13 protein-coding genes are annotated in these 16,307 nt (G+C 50.8%); 5 read left to right on the forward strand and 8 right to left on the reverse strand.

Annotated elements, in window-relative coordinates:
* Positions 1 to 38 precede the first annotated feature (38 nt).
* Complete coding sequence (gene rlmB / locus HMPREF2711_RS07240) at positions 39 to 788, forward strand: 23S rRNA (guanosine(2251)-2'-O)-methyltransferase RlmB (RefSeq protein ID WP_003746563.1); 750 nt, start codon at positions 39 to 41, stop codon at positions 786 to 788.
* Positions 789 to 841: 53 nt separating this feature from the next.
* Here rlmB and HMPREF2711_RS07245 read toward each other — a convergent pair whose 3' ends face one another.
* The 3 genes from HMPREF2711_RS07245 to pdxH form a co-directional block, all read right to left on the reverse strand.
* On the reverse strand, positions 842 to 2,434 hold the full coding sequence (locus HMPREF2711_RS07245) for a vWA domain-containing protein (RefSeq protein WP_003746564.1): 1,593 nt from the start codon (positions 2,432 to 2,434) through the stop codon (positions 842 to 844).
* Between the two features lie 251 nt (positions 2,435 to 2,685).
* Positions 2,686 to 3,744: a pseudouridine synthase gene (locus HMPREF2711_RS07250; RefSeq protein ID WP_003746566.1), complete on the reverse strand. Its 1,059-nt coding sequence runs from the start codon at positions 3,742 to 3,744 to the stop codon at positions 2,686 to 2,688.
* A gap of 159 nt (positions 3,745 to 3,903) precedes the next feature.
* Positions 3,904 to 4,536, reverse strand: coding sequence for a pyridoxamine 5'-phosphate oxidase (gene pdxH, locus HMPREF2711_RS07255; protein ID WP_036493623.1), 633 nt, complete (start codon positions 4,534 to 4,536; stop codon positions 3,904 to 3,906).
* Positions 4,537 to 4,646: 110 nt separating this feature from the next.
* On the opposite strand from pdxH, the gene dut reads away from it, so the two are divergent.
* The 3 genes from dut (at position 4,647) to guaA (ending at position 7,326) form a co-directional block, all read left to right on the forward strand.
* Positions 4,647 to 5,099: a dUTP diphosphatase gene (gene dut / locus HMPREF2711_RS07260; protein ID WP_003680707.1), complete on the forward strand. Its 453-nt coding sequence runs from the start codon at positions 4,647 to 4,649 to the stop codon at positions 5,097 to 5,099.
* 186 nt (positions 5,100 to 5,285) lie between these two features.
* Positions 5,286 to 5,612: a hypothetical protein gene (locus HMPREF2711_RS07265; RefSeq protein WP_036493628.1), complete on the forward strand. Its 327-nt coding sequence runs from the start codon at positions 5,286 to 5,288 to the stop codon at positions 5,610 to 5,612.
* A gap of 148 nt (positions 5,613 to 5,760) precedes the next feature.
* Positions 5,761 to 7,326, forward strand: coding sequence for a glutamine-hydrolyzing GMP synthase (guaA, locus tag HMPREF2711_RS07270; RefSeq protein ID WP_003746573.1), 1,566 nt, complete (start codon positions 5,761 to 5,763; stop codon positions 7,324 to 7,326).
* A 134-nt stretch (positions 7,327 to 7,460) separates the two neighbouring features.
* Here guaA and HMPREF2711_RS07275 read toward each other — a convergent pair whose 3' ends face one another.
* Entirely contained in the window at positions 7,461 to 8,333 is an 873-nt protein-coding gene (locus HMPREF2711_RS07275) for a pirin family protein (RefSeq protein WP_070615909.1), read from the reverse strand.
* A gap of 132 nt (positions 8,334 to 8,465) precedes the next feature.
* Here HMPREF2711_RS07275 and HMPREF2711_RS07280 point away from each other — a divergent pair, with 132 nt between their 5' ends.
* Positions 8,466 to 8,816, forward strand: a complete 351-nt coding sequence (locus tag HMPREF2711_RS07280) for a winged helix-turn-helix transcriptional regulator (RefSeq protein WP_036493631.1) — start codon at positions 8,466 to 8,468, stop codon at positions 8,814 to 8,816.
* A gap of 113 nt (positions 8,817 to 8,929) precedes the next feature.
* On the opposite strand, the gene gloB is transcribed toward HMPREF2711_RS07280, so the two are convergent.
* From gloB to purL, 4 genes are all read right to left on the reverse strand, one after another.
* A complete protein-coding gene (gene gloB, locus HMPREF2711_RS07285; protein ID WP_003746579.1) occupies positions 8,930 to 9,679 on the reverse strand; it encodes a hydroxyacylglutathione hydrolase in 750 nt (249 codons plus the stop codon).
* Positions 9,680 to 9,702: 23 nt separating this feature from the next.
* Positions 9,703 to 10,788 carry a hypothetical protein gene (locus HMPREF2711_RS07290; protein WP_003746582.1) on the reverse strand — a complete coding sequence of 362 codons (1,086 nt, stop codon included), beginning with the start codon at positions 10,786 to 10,788 and terminating at the stop codon, positions 9,703 to 9,705.
* A 184-nt stretch (positions 10,789 to 10,972) separates the two neighbouring features.
* Entirely contained in the window at positions 10,973 to 11,776 is an 804-nt protein-coding gene (locus HMPREF2711_RS07295; RefSeq protein ID WP_070615911.1) for an HNH endonuclease, read from the reverse strand.
* A gap of 302 nt (positions 11,777 to 12,078) precedes the next feature.
* On the reverse strand, positions 12,079 to 16,005 hold the full coding sequence (purL, locus tag HMPREF2711_RS07300; protein WP_003746585.1) for a phosphoribosylformylglycinamidine synthase: 3,927 nt from the start codon (positions 16,003 to 16,005) through the stop codon (positions 12,079 to 12,081).
* Between the last annotated feature and the right edge of the window lie 302 nt (positions 16,006 to 16,307).

Below are 16,307 nucleotides of genomic sequence, written 5' to 3' on the forward strand. Positions count from 1 at the left end.
TTATAATGGCCGTCTGAATTTTTTGATAAAGCAAAAACATGGCAAACCAACGACTCATCTATGGCTTTCACGCCGTCAATGCCCGTTTGTGGCAAAACCCGAAATCGATTACCGAACTCTATATCCAAGAGGGCAAATCCGATGCGCGCACCCGCGATGTATTGGATAAAGCAGCCTCTGAAAACGTACGCGTGCATTTTGCCGATGCCGACCGCTTGAATGCCATCAGCAAAGGGGCGCGTCATCAGGGCGTGGTCGGGTTTATCGATGCTTCCAAAAACCATGTTCACTTGGAAGATGTGTTGGAAAATCTGAGCGAACCGCCGTTTTTGCTGGTATTGGACGGCATTACCGATCCGCACAACCTCGGCGCGTGCCTGCGTACTGCCGATGCGATGGGCGTGCATGCCGTGATTGCACCCAAAGACAAAAGCGCCGGCCTGAATGCGACCGTCAGCAAAGTTGCCTGTGGCGCAGCGGAAACCGTGCCGTATATTACTGTAACCAATCTTGCCCGTACTTTGCGTGAGCTGAAAGAATACGGCATTTGGATTGTCGGTACGGACATGGGCGGCGACTCAGACCTTTACCACTGCGATTTACCCGACAGCGCGGCATGGGTGATGGGCAACGAAGGCGAAGGCATGCGCCGTCTGACGCGCGAACATTGCGATATGCTGGTATCGATTCCGATGTTTGGCACAGTCGAGAGCATGAATGTTTCCGTCAGCGCAGGCATGGTATTGAGCGAAACCCGCCGTCAACGTGTGTTGAAATCGGAAAAATAAAAAGTGTAATTAAAAGGCCGTCTGAATGTTTTTCAGACGGCCTTTTTCAGGTTTTATTCTTTAACCAAAGGACCTGATTGCTTTTCATTACCGGCGGCAATGCGAACCAATTGGAGAAATTCCGATTTCAGCTCAAACGGATCATCGCCTTGGACTTGCTGTACCATTTTTTCAATGTCGCTCCAGCCAAGTTTGCCGTTGTATTCGCCGCCGCGCAGGGCTTGGGCATAGGAAGCCGCGGCAAGGGCGAGCAGGGTGTCTTTATCGGCTTGCTCCAGCGGTTTGCTGCCAACGGGAATTGCTTGTTCCATCAGCTTGCTGTCTTTTTCCCCAGGCAGTTTGTAGCGGACTTTGACAAAGGCGTATTCGTTTTTACTGCCTTTGGCGGCAGGGGCTTTTTGATAGCGTGATTCGTTCAGCCAGCCGGTTTTTCCTGCCGGAATGATTTCATAAATGGCGGTCACGCTGTGGCCTGAGCCGATATCGCCCGCATCTACTTTGTCATTATTGAAGTCTTCATTGCGCAGGGTACGGTTGGTGTAGCCGACCAAGCGGTATTCTTTGACAGTGGCAGGATTGAATTCGACTTGGATTTTGACATCCTGCGCTACGGTGGCGAGCGTGGAAGTCAGTTGTTGCTGTAAAACTTTTTTCGCTTCTTTTTCGTTGTCGATATAGCTGTAATTACCGTCGCCTGCATCAGCAATTTGTTCCATCATGTCTTCGTTGTAATTGTCCGTACCAAAGCCTAGCGTACTGAGTGAAATACCGGTTTTACGTTTTTCGGCAACCATGGATTTGAGGGTTTCGGTATCAGATACGCCAACGTTAAAGTCGCCATCGGTCGCCAGCAGGATACGGTTGATGCCGTTAGGTACAAAGGCTTTTTGCGCTTCTTCGTATGCCATGCGTAAAGCGGATTCGCCCGAAGTCGAGCCTTCGGCTTTCAGCTTGTCGATGGCCTTCAGGATGGTTTCTTTATCTGAACCTGATGTGGGCGGAAGCACCAGCTCTTCGCCTGATGAATAGGTAATCAGTGTAACCTTGTCCTGCGGGCGTAATTGTTGGGTCAAGATACGCAACGTTTTTTGAACCAACGGAAGTTTATTTTCTTCATCCATACTGCCGGATACGTCCACGAGGAACACAAGATTGGCGGGCGGCAGGTCTTTCTTTGCCGTGTCTTGTGCTTGAATGCCGATTTTGATCAGCTTGGCTTCCGGTTGCCATGGAGAATCAATGGTTTCAGTGTGAACGGCAAATGGGCGGCCGTCAGTAGGCAGTGGGTAGTTGTAAGGGAAATAATTGATGATTTCCTCAATGCGCACGGCATCTTTGGGCGGCTGTTTGCCGCTGTTCAGAAATCGGCGGACGTTGGCGTAGCTGCCGGTATCGACATCGATGCTGAATGTGGAAACAGGTTCTTGGGCAACGGATTTGACCGGTTGATCGGGTTGGTCTTGGTAGCGTTCGGTGTTTTCTGTAAGAGACAGATTTTCTTCAGCAACGGCAGTAGCAGGCAATGCTGAGTCCGGTGCGCCATGAAGATTTTCGGTTGACGAGTCTGAACGGTCGAGTGGGCCGGAACACGCGGTTAAAGCTGCCAAAGTGAGTATGGAAACGGTTTTTAGGAAAAAACGGGGCATGATTCGAGCTCCATAGAAATATCTCTTGCTGATTGTTAAAAGTGTTGATGGCAGTGTATTGGCAGAGTTAACGCTGGTGCTGAGTCACTTTTTTTGAATTTTAATGTGTGAATAGTGGGTTAAGTTTAAATCAGGACAAGGCGGAGCAACGCGGTACTGGTCTAAACTTAACCCACTATTTTTATGACTTAGGCAAGATTTTGTCGGGCTGAGACGATTTTGTAAAGGCCTCAGCCCCGATTTATCTTACATTAACTTTTCTTCCGGCGACGTTCACCCGGCAGCAGCATGTCCGCCCATTTGATGATGTTGGCGACTTCTGCCGGATTGAGTTCGTAGAACTGGCCGCGTTTGAGGCGGTTTGGCAGGCCGATAGGGCCGAAGCCTACGCGGACGAGGCGGCTGACGGTCAGGCCTTGGCTTTCAAAAATGCGGCGTACTTCACGGTTGCGACCTTCTTTGATGACGACGTTGTACCATTTGTTTGCGCCTTCGCCGCCTTGTTCGTAGATGCGTTCGACTTTTGCCAAACCGTCTTCGAGCATGACGCCTTCTTCGGTCAGGACGCGCATTTGTTCGGTGGTCAACTCGCCCAATACGCGCACGGCGTATTCGCGTTCGACTTCAAAGCTGGGGTGGGCAAAGCGTTGAACGAGTTCGCCTGAAGTGGTTAGAATCAAAAGGCCGCTGGTATTGATGTCCAAACGGCCGATAGCCACCCAGCGACTGCTGGCTGCTTGCGGCAGGCGGTCGAAAATGCTGATGCGGCCTTGCGGGTCGTCGCGGGAAACGATTTCGCCTTCTTGTTTGTAGTAGAGGATGATGCGCGGCAGGCGGTCTGCCCATTTGAGTTTGATAATGCTGCCTTTGACGGTAACGTGGTCGTCGGGGGTGACTTTGTCGCCCAGTTGGGCGACGCGGCCGTTGACCGTTACCCAGCCGTTGCTGATCCATTCTTCCATTTCGCGACGAGAGCCGACGCCGGAAGCGGCCAGGACTTTTTGCAGGCGCTCGGGTTCGAAGCGGGAAAGGTCGCTGCGGCGTTCTTTCAAATCGCGGGCGTGCTCCATGATTTTTTGGTTGGGATTGCGGACAACCAGTTTTTTGGCTTTGGCGGCACGTTGTTTTGGCGCGGTATTTTGAGCTTTAGGGCCGTCTGAAACTTTTTGGCCGTAAGGTTTGCCTGATGTTTTGCGTTCGTTGTCTGGACGTTTTTTATTGGCGAAGGATTTGGCCGGTTTGGAAGGTTTCTTGGCGGCAGATGATACGCCGTCGCGCCATTGGCGTTTGCTGGAAGGCTGTTTGGACATGATTTTTCCTAACTCGCTTGAAAAAGCGGTTCTTCTGCGGCAGTTGCGGCAGGGGTTGGATTGGGGGAAAAGGCCGTCTGAAAATCAGATTCAGACGGCCTGCCGATGAAAGGCTGTATTGTAACTCAACCAGTAAATTTTTGTTTGAAAATCCGAAAATTATGGCGAAAGGCGTTCGCGTATCCAGTTGCCGTCAACCAGGCGGTATTGGATGCGGTCATGCAGGCGGCTGGGGCGGCCTTGCCAGAATTCGATGCGGTCGGGAATAACGAGGTATCCGCCCCAATGCGGAGGACGGGGAACATGCAGGGGATGTTTGACGCCGACGGCTGCGGCTTTGGCCACCAAAACGGCTTTGCTGGAAATCACTTCGCTTTGCGCGCTTGCCCATGCGCCGATACGGCTGGTATACGGGCGGCTTTCAAAATATTCGTCCGAAGCGGCGGCGTCGAGTTTTTCAATGCGTCCTTCAATGCGCACTTGGCGCTCGAGTTCCGGCCAGAAAAAAGTCATGGCGGCAAAAGGGTGTGCCGTATAGGAGCGGCCTTTGCGGCTGTGGTAATTGGTAAAGAAAACAAAGCCTTTGGGGTTGACTTCTTTTAGCAGCACCATGCGGCTGTTGGGCCTGCCGTCTTCGCCCACAGCGGCAACGTTGACCGCGGTCGGCTCGTTGACTTCGGCGTGAATCGCTTCGTTCAGCCATTGCTCGAATTGGACAATCGGGTCGGCGTGGCATTCGGCTTCCGACAGCTCGCGTTTGCTGTAATCTTCGCGGATATTGTGCAGATCCATGATTTTTCTCCTTAGGTTTGACCGAATCATACTCCGTTTTTTCAGACGGCCTCAAGGGCATTGTGTATAATCGTAGCCCTTTCCAATATAGAACAATACGGAGTCCTGTCATGCAAACCGAAGTCGAACTGAAAATCTTAAATCCGAAAATGGCCGATTCCCTGCCTGCTTATGCAACGCCTGGTTCTGCCGGTTTGGACTTGCGTGCCTGCTTGGATGAAGCCGTTGTATTGCAACCGGGCGATGTGTATCTCGTGCCGACCGGTTTGGCTGTGCATTTGGCCAACCCTGCGTATGCAGCCGTTTTGCTGCCGCGTTCCGGTTTGGGTCATAAACACGGTATTGTTTTGGGCAATTTGGTCGGTTTGATTGACTCGGATTATCAAGGCGAATTGAAGGTTTCCTTGTGGAACCGTGGTAAAGAAGCGTTTACCATCGAGCCGATGGAGCGTATCGCGCAAATGGTGATTGTGCCGGTTGTCCAAGCCGCGTTTAAAGTCGTGGACGAGTTTGCCGCCAGCGAGCGCGGCGAAGGCGGATTCGGCAGCACCGGCAAAGCCTGATGATTTGAAAGGCCGTCTGAAACAGGATAAATTGAAATATTTGATTTCGGTTTGCCGTTGTTCAGACGGCCTTTTTGTTGTGCCAACCTTTGCATAATCACACACAAGATTGCATTTTTATATCTTGTCTGTATGACCGGCGCACCCAATAATACAGGCCGTCTGAAACCTTTACGGAGCGTTGTTATGTCCCGTCCTTCACTTTTTCTGCCTTTATTTTTGATTATCTTTGGCGCAGTTTGGTTTTTACGCGCCACGGATATTTTGCCTGCGACATCGACAATGATTGCCGGCGCATTAATTATTTTGGGCTTTGCCGTGTTGATTATGGACGGCATCAACAAACAGTCCATCGTTTCCGGACCGATGCTGGTTTATATCGGTACAGCTATTTATCTGCACATGAGCTACTGGATTTACCTCTCGCCGTTGCTGGCCATCGGCATGGTCGTGTTGGGTTGTCTGCTGTTGCTCTCGCGCAGCGATATGATTCCTGAGAAACACACAAAATAGAAAGATGAGAGATTTAGGTTTTACCCTATAAAGGCCGTCTGAACAATGGTATAATCCGCCGATTCAGACGGCCTTTTTTATTGTGGTTTAAATTTGAAATTTACCCTCCCGGCCGCACCGTTTTCTTACATTTTGCAAAGTTTCCGCCATGACCCAAGACAAAATCCTCATCCTCGACTTCGGCTCGCAAGTTACCCAGCTGATCGCCCGCCGCGTGCGCGAAGCCCACGTTTACTGCGAACTGCATTCTTTCGACATGCCTTTGGAAGAAATCAAAGCCTTCAATCCAAAAGGCATCATCCTCTCCGGCGGCCCCAATTCCGTTTACGAATCCGATTATCAAGCCGATACCGGTATTTTTGATTTGGGTATTCCGGTTTTGGGCATTTGCTACGGTATGCAATTTATGGCGCACCACTTGGGCGGCGAAGTTAGCCCGGGCAACCAACGTGAATTCGGTTATGCGCAAGTGAAAACCATCGACAGCGAGCTGACACGCGGCATTCAAGATGATGCTCCTAATACGCTCGACGTTTGGATGAGCCATGGCGATAAAGTTTCCAAACTGCCTACCGGCTTCTCCGTCATCGGCGATACGCCGTCTTGCCCGATTGCCATGATGGAAAACGCTGAGAAACAATTCTACGGCATCCAATTCCACCCTGAAGTGACCCATACCAAACAAGGCCGCGCGTTGTTGAACCGCTTTGTCTTGGATATTTGCGGCGCACAACCAAGCTGGACCATGCCGAACTACATCGAAGAAGCCGTTGCCAAAATCCGCGAACAAGTCGGCAACGACGAAGTGATTTTAGGTTTGTCCGGTGGCGTGGACTCTTCCGTAGCGGCGGCGCTGATTCACCGTGCCATCGGCGACCAACTGACCTGTGTGTTTGTTGACCACGGCCTGTTGCGCCTGAACGAAGGCAAAATGGTGATGGACATGTTTGCCCGCAACTTGGGCGTACGCGTGATTCACGTTGATGCCGAAGAGCAGTTTTTGGCGAAACTTGCCGGCGTGACCGATCCCGAGAAAAAACGCAAAATCATCGGTGCGGAATTTATTGAAGTCTTTGACGCTGAAGAGAAAAAACTCACCAACGCCAAATGGTTGGCACAAGGTACGATTTACCCTGACGTAATCGAATCCGCAGGCGCGAAAACCAAAAAAGCCCACGCCATCAAATCGCACCACAATGTCGGCGGCCTGCCTGAAAACATGAAACTCAAATTGCTTGAGCCGTTGCGCGACTTGTTCAAAGACGAAGTGCGCGAATTGGGCGTCGCTTTGGGTCTGCCTCGTGAAATGGTGTACCGTCATCCGTTCCCGGGCCCGGGTTTGGGCGTGCGTATCTTGGGTGAAGTGAAAAAAGAATACGCCGACTTGCTCCGTCAGGCGGACGACATTTTCATCCAAGAATTGCGCAACACCACCGATGAAAACGGTACATCTTGGTACGACCTGACCAGCCAAGCCTTTGCCGTATTCCTGCCTGTGAAATCCGTCGGCGTGATGGGCGACGGCCGCACATACGATTACGTCGTTGCCTTGCGTGCCGTGATTACCAGCGACTTTATGACTGCGCACTGGGCAGAGCTGCCATACTCGCTGCTTGGCCGTGTGTCCAACCGCATCATCAACGAAGTCAAAGGTATCAACCGCGTGGTTTATGATGTCAGCGGCAAACCGCCTGCCACGATTGAATGGGAATAATCCCTAAATAATAAAGGCCGTCTGAACAGATATTGTTCAGACGGCCTTTTTGCACTGATGAGCTTAGTTAACGCATACAATGAAATCAATCAGCAAACTTTCCGTTAGCGGTTTAAGCAAACTCAGCAAATACCTTAATCAATACGGCCGAATTTTCCGCTTTTAAAATCGCTAACGGCTTGTCGGATTTCTTCAGCAGTATTCATCACAAATGGGCCGTAGCCGACTACGGGTTCATCAATCGGAACGCCGGAAAGCAGCAAGATTTTGACTTCTTCGCTACCGGCTTTCGCGCGCACTTTACCGCCGGTTTGCTCAAAATTGACCAATTCTCCGGCTGTTGCCTGTTCATTGCCATTAAACGTAACCGTTCCGCGCAGGACAACCATAGACAGATTGTGATTGTCAGGTATTTCCAACTCGGCTTCTTTATTGGCATGGAGCACAATATCCCAAACATTCATTTCGGTGAACGTGTCCGTCGCGCCTTTTACGTCGTCATGTTCGCCTGCAATCAGGCGTAAGTAGCCGGCTTCGTTGGGAAATTTGACGACGGGAATATTTGCTTTGGCAAGATGCTGATAGCGTGGCGGAGTATTTTTGTCTTTGGCCGGCAGGTTGACCCAGAGTTGCACCATTTCAAAGAGTCCGCCTTTTTTGCTGAAGTTTTCAGAGTGGAATTCTTCATGAATGATGCCTGAACCTGCGGTCATCCATTGCACGTCGCCTTCGTAAATAATGCCGCCGCCTCCGCTGGAGTCGCGGTGTGCCACTTCGCCGTGGTAGGCGATGGTAACGGTTTCAAAGCCTTTGTGCGGATGTTGTCCGACACCGCGCGGACCGTGCGTTTCGTTGGGTGCAAATTCATATGGCGCAGCATAGTCCAACATCAGGAATGGATTGGTGCAGCGGTCGTCAGCCATGTGGGAGAACAAAGGTTGCACGAGGAATCCGTTGCCTACCCAGTGTTGGCTGTCGGCTCGGTAGATTTGTTTGATGTTGCGCATGATAAAGTTCCTTCTTTTTATGGCGTCTGAAGCCTTTCAGATGGCCTTTTGTTACGGAATGATTGTATTATAGGGGGTACAAACTTTATAACAAATACGCACATTTTTTATACTGTGGTTTGGAGATTTTGTATGTCGGAAACAGTACACGCACACGGCTCTTGCTGTCCGGTCGTCAATACTTTGGATATTATCGGCGGTAAATGGAAGGTATTGATTTTATATTATTTAAATAGCGAAACCCGTCGCTTCAATGAGTTGCAGCGTTTGTTGGCAGGTATTACCCAGCGGATGCTGACGTTGCAGCTGCGCGAATTGGAAAACGACGGTATCGTTCATCGGGAAGTGTATCCGCAGGTACCGCCGAAGGTAGAGTATTCGCTGACTGAATTTGGGCGGACGCTGATGCCTGTGATCGAAGCCATGCACCGTTGGGGCGAACAATATGCTGCGGAATGTGTGAAACATAAAAAGCAGCCGTAGGCTTATGCTTTTATGGTTATGATATTGATGAAGGCTTTAAGGCCGTCTGAACAGGCGTGATTCAAGGTTTCACGCTTGTTCAGACGGCCTTATTCTTTGGGGACTAAGCCCAATCAAAATTGATTTTTCAATTCACGCAAAGCGGCGAAGACTTCGAGTTCGCTGTTTAATTTTCGTCCGCTCAATTCTTCGGCGCGTGCCCGAACTTGGGGCAGGTGTACGCGGAAAAACGGATTGACTTTGCGTTCGTGCGCCAGGCTGACAGGCAGTGTCGGCGTGTGTTCGGCTGCGGCCAAGGCCGTCTGAATGTCGGCGTTGTCCGGCTCGATATGTTGGGCAAAGCGCAGATTGGAGGCGGTGTATTCGTGCGCCGGATAAAATAGTGTTCCTTCGGGCAGCTGGTTGAATCGGTGGAAGCTGTCGTAAAGCTGCTCGATTGTGCCGGTGAATACGCGGCCGCAACCGGCGGAGAACAAGGTATCGCCGCAGAAAACGTGCAGGCCGTCTGAATTTTCCAACAGATAGCTGATGTGGCGGTCGGTATGGCCGGGGGTCGCCCAGACGGTAACCAAGCCTTCGCCAAACGGGAACTGCGTGCCTGCTGTGACGGTATGCGTCGCCACGTCGATGTCGCTTTCGCCATAGATTGGGGATTCTAAGAAGCCGTTGTGCAGCGCTTTTGCGCCGCCGGTATGGTCATGATGGGGATGGGTAATCCATATTTGCGCCAGCATCAAGTGGTTGTGAACAAGGAATTTTAAGACCGGCGTGGCATCGGACGGATCGACGCAGACGGCATGATTGCCTTCTTGAATCATCCAGATGTAGTTGTCGTTTAGGGCTTGGATTGGTGTGATTTTCATATGCTTTCTTCTGGTTTGGGGTTTCAGACGGCCTCTAAATAATCTTTGATATTCGGGCTTTGGCCGAACACGGCTTCATAGGCTTGCTGGATGCACAGTCGGTTGAACAGCAATCTTTGAGTTTGGTCGCCGTCAATAATCCGCACTTGGCCTTGCAGTTTGGGCGCGTCGTGATGAAAGGTGTTTTTAAACGCGTGCCAACGGCCGGTTTGCAGATGGACGATGGCAAACATATCGTGCGAAATATTGACGCCGACGCTCAATAGCTTGGCCGAGGCTTGCAGGCAGAAACTGCTGTCGCCAAACAGGCACAGCCCCGTGTTTTCCGGATAGCGGAACAATTCGATTTTCACGGCTTCGGGTTCGGCAAAGATATTACAAAACAACCTCTCAAACAACGACGGCTGCGCCACGCCTTCGCTTAACATACCGTAAAGCCCGCCCAGCCAATCAACATAGCCGAGAAAGGTGAAACGGTAGTCCTGCATAATGGTTTCGATGCGCTTGGGGTCGCGTTTGCTGATCAAGCGGACAAATTCAAAACCGACTTCCGGCAGCCGCGCCCGAAGTGTTTGGTGCAGGCGGTGGGCAAACAGGTTTTTATGGTTGTGCGGATTGCGCAGGATACCGAGGAATTTCAGCCGCAATATCCGCCACAAGGCATCCGGTACTTTGACGGTATCGGCATTTGCCGTAGTTGTTTTCAGACGGCCTTCGGGCAGCGTGCGCAGGTGGTTGCAGGCCTCTTCGTAGCCGCTTTCATGACGGTTGAACCAGCTTTCCAGATTGTATTGGTTGGCAGAGTCTTCGACAAAGGTCAGCGTATAGAGGTTTTTCGCCGCCAAGTTTCCGATGATGTTGACGCTTATCGCTTCGCTGCGGTTTTGTTCTTTGCCGTGGTTTTTTTCGCCAGTATGGAACATTGACAGCGGCAGGTGGTAAACGTTTTGATTCTGCGGGCTGACCTGCGGATTATGCGAATGCTGCCGCTGCTCGGTCTGGGCGATGAAGTGGTGTTCCTTCGTCGGATTCGCGGTCAACAGGGCGTAAGGCTTTTCTCCGCATTCGGAAAATTCGCAATCGCTGAGGATAAAGGCTTGTCGAGTCATAATGTCGGGAAAGGCCGTCTGAATATGTTGATTATAGTTTAAAAGTGGGAATTATACAGAAGGACGGCGACGGGTTTGGTCTTTATACGCAAAAGGACGCAAAAAGGTCGTCTGAAAACAAATATAGTGGGGTTCGCTAAATCGTTTTCAGACGACCTTAAATCAACGGACTGTTCAACACTATTTATTCTTCTTTTTGGAAAACATGGTTGCGGTGATACTCGAAATATTTTTTGCTTTTCGGTCGAATTTTCAATTTAATATTGGGAGAAATTCCAAGCCGCTTTTGATTTTCCGGATCGATTTTCGGACTGATTTTTATCGTCCCGTCGGTCTCAAACGTAATCAGACCGCTATCGAATAATGCGTCGATATTGGGTGCGAGCATCAGACCATTGGAGGGGTCTAAACGCTCTGTATCGTTGCACTTACTCCAAGGTTTAATATGGCTGGCAATGAGTAAAGATTGAATATTTAGACCTGTTAGCGGGCAGCTTGGATATAGTTCGAGTACGTCTTGCCGGAATTTTCCTTGCGCTAGACGGGCTTTGATCAAAGTCTCAATTTCGGTTCGCTTTTCTGGATTGGTTTCGGATGCTAAACATTCTTCGAGTTCGTCTATATCAGATTTTAAGGATAAGGCAGAAGCTGCCTGAAAATTTGGTATTCCTGTGAGCTGTTCTAACGGTAACCCTTTATCCTTACAGGTTTTGCATGGATTTAGTCCTTTTTGGTATTCAATCCAGCTCCATTGTTCAAGTTCTTCAATGGAGTTTGAGCAAACTTTGAAATATTTTTCAGTTGTGCTTTCTCCCGGTCTATCATTTAGGTGGTGACAATTAGCAAAATGTATTCTGGGATGACTCTTATGAATATTAGAAGGGTTTTTACGCCTATGTATATTTAATACAAATCCATTTGGGTTTTCATCAATCCATTTAATATAGTCATCATCTGGCATATCTTTAAAAATTTTTATATCAGACATAAGTTTCTCCAAATCTTTTCTATAGATTCAATTAAGTTTGTTTGTATATATAGGTTCGGGACAAAAAATCTAGGCCGTCATTCCCGCGCAGGCGGGAATCCAGAAGTTTGGATTTACAGTAATCTTTAAATATTTCTGAAATACAGAGGTCTGGATTCCCGCCTGCGCGGGAATGACGGCGGTCGGCTCGGTCTTATACGCAAAAGAACATATAAAGGTCGTCTGAAAATAGATATAGCAGAATCCGCTAAATCGTTTTCAGACGACCTTTTCTTTAAAGCCGAATCAAATCAGCCTGCCGGTTAACCCAAAGCCTTCCTTGCTCCGGCGAAGAGGCGGTACCAGCCGGACAGTTCCGTCCAGTCTTCCGGTTTCCAGCTCATTTGTGCGGCACGGTACACGCGTTCCGGATGCGGCATCATGATGGTAACGCGGCCGTCGGTGTTGGTCACACCGGCGATGCCTTGCGGCGAGCCGTTAGGGTTGAGCGGATAAGTTTGGGTCACTTTGTTTTGACCGTCCACATATTGCAGCGCAATACCCAAATCGGCAGAAATATTGCCGCCGTGAAGCGCGAAGTCGGCGCGGCCTTCGCCGTGGCTGACGACGACGGGCAGGCTGGAGCCTTGCATTTCGTTCAGGATCAGGGAAGCTGATTGGGGGACGTGAACCATACTCAGGCGCGCTTCGAACTGTTCGCTCAGGTTGCGTTTGAACTTCGGCCAGCCTGCCGTGCCGGGGATGATTTCGGCAAGGTTGCTGACCATTTGACAGCCGTTGCACACGCCCAATGTCAGCGTGTTCGGATCGGCAAAGAAGGCGGCAAATTGGTCGCGCAGAGCAGGGTGGAACAGAATCGATTTCGCCCAGCCTTCGCCTGCGCCGAGTACGTCGCCGTAGCTGAAGCCGCCGCACGCCGCCAGCATTTTGAAGTCGGCAAGGTGGACGCGGCCTGCCATCAGGTCGGACATATGCACGTCGTAGGCATCGAATCCGGCGCGGGTAAACGCGGCGGCCATTTCGATTTGTCCGTTTACACCCTGTTCGCGCAGGATGGCGATTTTGGGTTTCGCGCCGCTGTTGATAAACGGCGCGGCGATGTCTTCTTTTACGTCGAATTTCACGTCGGCAAACAATGCGCTGCGTTCGTTGTCGCCAATCAGGGCAAACTCGCTGTCGGCGCAGGCAGGGTTGTCGCGCAGGCGTTGGATGGCGTGGCTGGTTTCCTGCCATGCGCGTTGCAGGTCGGTAAGGGATTGATTGAAAATTTCTTCTCCTGCATTGATGACCATATGGCCGCTGTCGGTAAACTCTCCCAAATGGTGCAGTGTGAGATTCAGTTTCTCGCACAAATTAGAAATATATTCGTGGTCGGCAGCGTGAACAGCAATAACGGCTCCTAATTCTTCATTAAACAGGGTAGTTAGGACAAATTTTTGCCATTCTTGAGGCGAGTAATACTCGTTTTGAACGTTAATATTTTTACTTACCATTGTCAGCAGGTCGAGATTCATGCCACGGCGAGAAGCAAATGCCATTTCTGCCAGAGTCACAAACAAACCGCCGTCGCTGCGGTCGTGGTAGGCCAGCAACTTATCTTCTTGAACGAGTTGCTGAATTAACTGATAAAATGCTTTCAGACGGCCTGCATCAATATCAGGTGCTTCGCCGCCGCTTCGGTTATACACTTGAGCCAGTGCAGAACCACCCATACGGCACTTGTTGTTGCCTAAGTCAATCATCAGCAGAATAGCGAACGAATTGGCATTGTCTTTTAATACGGGTGTAACAGTCTTGCGTACGTCTTCCACTGGCGCGAACGCAGAAATAATTAGGCTCAACGGCGAAACGACGGATTTTTTCTCTTCGCCGTCCTGCCACACGGTTTTCATCGACAGGCTGTCTTTGCCTACGGGAATGCTCAAATCCAATGCCTGACAGGCTTTGGAAACCGCTTCGACGGTGCGGTAGAGTTTTTCGTCTTCGCCCTCATTGCCGCACGCCGCCATCCAGTTGGCGGAAAGTTTGATGTTGCCGATGTCGCCGATGTTGACCGCCGCGATGTTGGTGATAGCTTCGCCGACACACATTCTGCCTGAAGCAGGTGCGTCAAACAGGGCGACGGTCGGTTTTTCGCCCATAGACATCGCTTCGCCGCGATAGGTGTTGAAGCCCATCATGGTAACGGCGCAGTCGGCTACGGGCGTTTGGTATTTGCCGACCATTTGGTCGCGGTGGGTCATGCCGCCGACGCTGCGGTCGCCGATGGTAATCAGGAAGTTTTTAGCGGCTACGGTAGGCAGGCGCAAAACGCGGTAGGCGGCTTCGGTAATGTCGATATCGCCGGCGTTAAACGGTTTTTCAGACGGCGTAACTGTTTTGTCGGTGCGCGTGGTTTTGGGCGGTTTGCCGAGCAAAACGTTCAACGGTAAATCGACAGGATTGTTGGAGAACAAATCGTCGCGTACCTTCAAATGACCGTCGTCGGTCGCCGTGCCGACTACGGCAAACGGGCAGCGTTCGCGTTCGCAGATGGCGCGGAAGGTGTCCAAATCTTTTTCCAAAATCGATAACACATAACGCTCTTGCGATTCGTTACACCAAATCTGCAATGGACTGAGGCCGTGTTCTTCCAGCGGCACTTCGCGCAGCTTGAATACCGCACCGCGTCCGGCATCGTTGACCAATTCGGGGAAGGCGTTGGACAGACCGCCCGCGCCGACGTCGTGGATAGAGATAATCGGGTTTTTGTCGCCGAGCTGCCAGCAGCGGTCGATGACTTCTTGCGCGCGGCGTTCGATTTCGGGGTTGCCGCGTTGTACGGAGTTGAAGTCCAAAGACGCGTCATTTGTACCGGTGTTCATTGAAGAAGCCGCGCCGCCGCCCAAGCCGATGAGCATGCCCGGGCCGCCTAGTTGGATCAGCAAGGCGCCTTCGGGGATTTCGTCTTTGTGTGTTTGTTGTGCCTGAATGCTGCCCAAGCCACCAGCAATCATAATCGGTTTGTGATAGCCGCGGACTTGGCCGTCAAATTTTTCTTCAAAGGTGCGGAAGTAGCCCAAGAGGTTCGGGCGGCCGAATTCGTTGTTGAACGCTGCGCCGCCGATCGGGCCTTCGATCATGATGTCTAAAGGGGAAGCAATATGGCCGGGTTTGCCGTAGGCTTGTTCCCAAGGCTGCTCCAGGCCCGGGATATTCAGGTTGGAGACGGTAAAGCCGGTCAAGCCTGCTTTCGGACGTGAGCCTTTGCCCGTTGCGCCTTCATCACGGATTTCACCGCCTGCACCCGTTGCCGCGCCCGCAAACGGCGCGATGGCGGTCGGGTGGTTGTGCGTTTCCACTTTCATGATGATATGGGTATCTTCTTCGTGGAAACGATAGCCTTGGTTTTCCGCCGCATTCGGATAGAAACGCTCGATTTTCGCGCCTTCGATTACGGACGAATTGTCTTTATAGGCAACGACTGTGCCTTCGGGATGCGCGTTGTGCGTGTCGCGAATCATGCCGAAGAGCGATTTCGGTTGTTTTTCGCCGTTGAGGATGAAGTCGGCGTTGAAGATTTTGTGGCGGCAGTGTTCGCTGTTTGCCTGAGCGAACATCATCAATTCAACATCGGACGGATTACGGTTTAAAGCCTGATAGTTTTCAACCAGATAATCGATTTCGTCGGCTGAAAGCGCCAAACCCATTTCGGTATTGGCTTTGACCAATGCCTCTTTACCGCCGCCCAATACATCTACGCTGGAGAAGGTTTCCGATTGGATGTGGTGGAACAGTTGCGCCGCTGCATCGATGTCGGTCAACACGCTTTCGGTCATGCGGTCGTGCAACAGGGCTGCCCATTGTTGTTTTTGCCCGTCGGTAAGCGCACCTTCCAACCATACGGCCATGCCGCGTTCGATGCGCTCAATGCCTTCCAAACCACAGTTTTCGGCGATATTGGTTGCTTTGGAAGCCCAAGGCGAAATGGTACCCAAACGGGGTGTTACCAAAAATAAATGCAAGCCCTCGCGCGCTTTGGGCGTTTGTTCAACGCTTTGCGCCGCCAGTAAGGCTTGCAGTTTTTCGACTGTCGCGGCATCAAGTGCTTTTTCGCTACCGACAAAATACCAAAATTCGCTGCTTAATTTGACTTCGGGCAGGCCGAGTGCGGCTGCTTTTTGAAAGAGTTTTTCAACACGGAAATCGGAAAGGGCGGTTACACCGCGCAAGGGCAGAACAACAGACATGGATTCAGCTCACAAAATGCAGTTGGGGAATCCATTATTATACCTGAAAAATGCGATTTTGCTTGTGAATTTATACTTCAAGTGTTGACAATTTTTACTTGTGAACAGAAGGCGGAAGAAGCCGTCTTTCCGTCCTTTTGTTTATTTTATATCTGATTATTCAGTTATTTTTGTTTATTTTTGAAGGATTGGGCGAAATGGCATTGGATTGGTGCGACGACATAAAGTGAGGATTATTGGATGGTTGTTTGTGATTTTTTGCTGACAATAAGGCCGTCTGAAACCTTGTTTTCAGACGGCCT

This window comes from Neisseria sp. HMSC070A01 (genome assembly GCF_001810165.1).
In the GTDB taxonomy this organism is placed as follows: domain Bacteria; phylum Pseudomonadota; class Gammaproteobacteria; order Burkholderiales; family Neisseriaceae; genus Neisseria.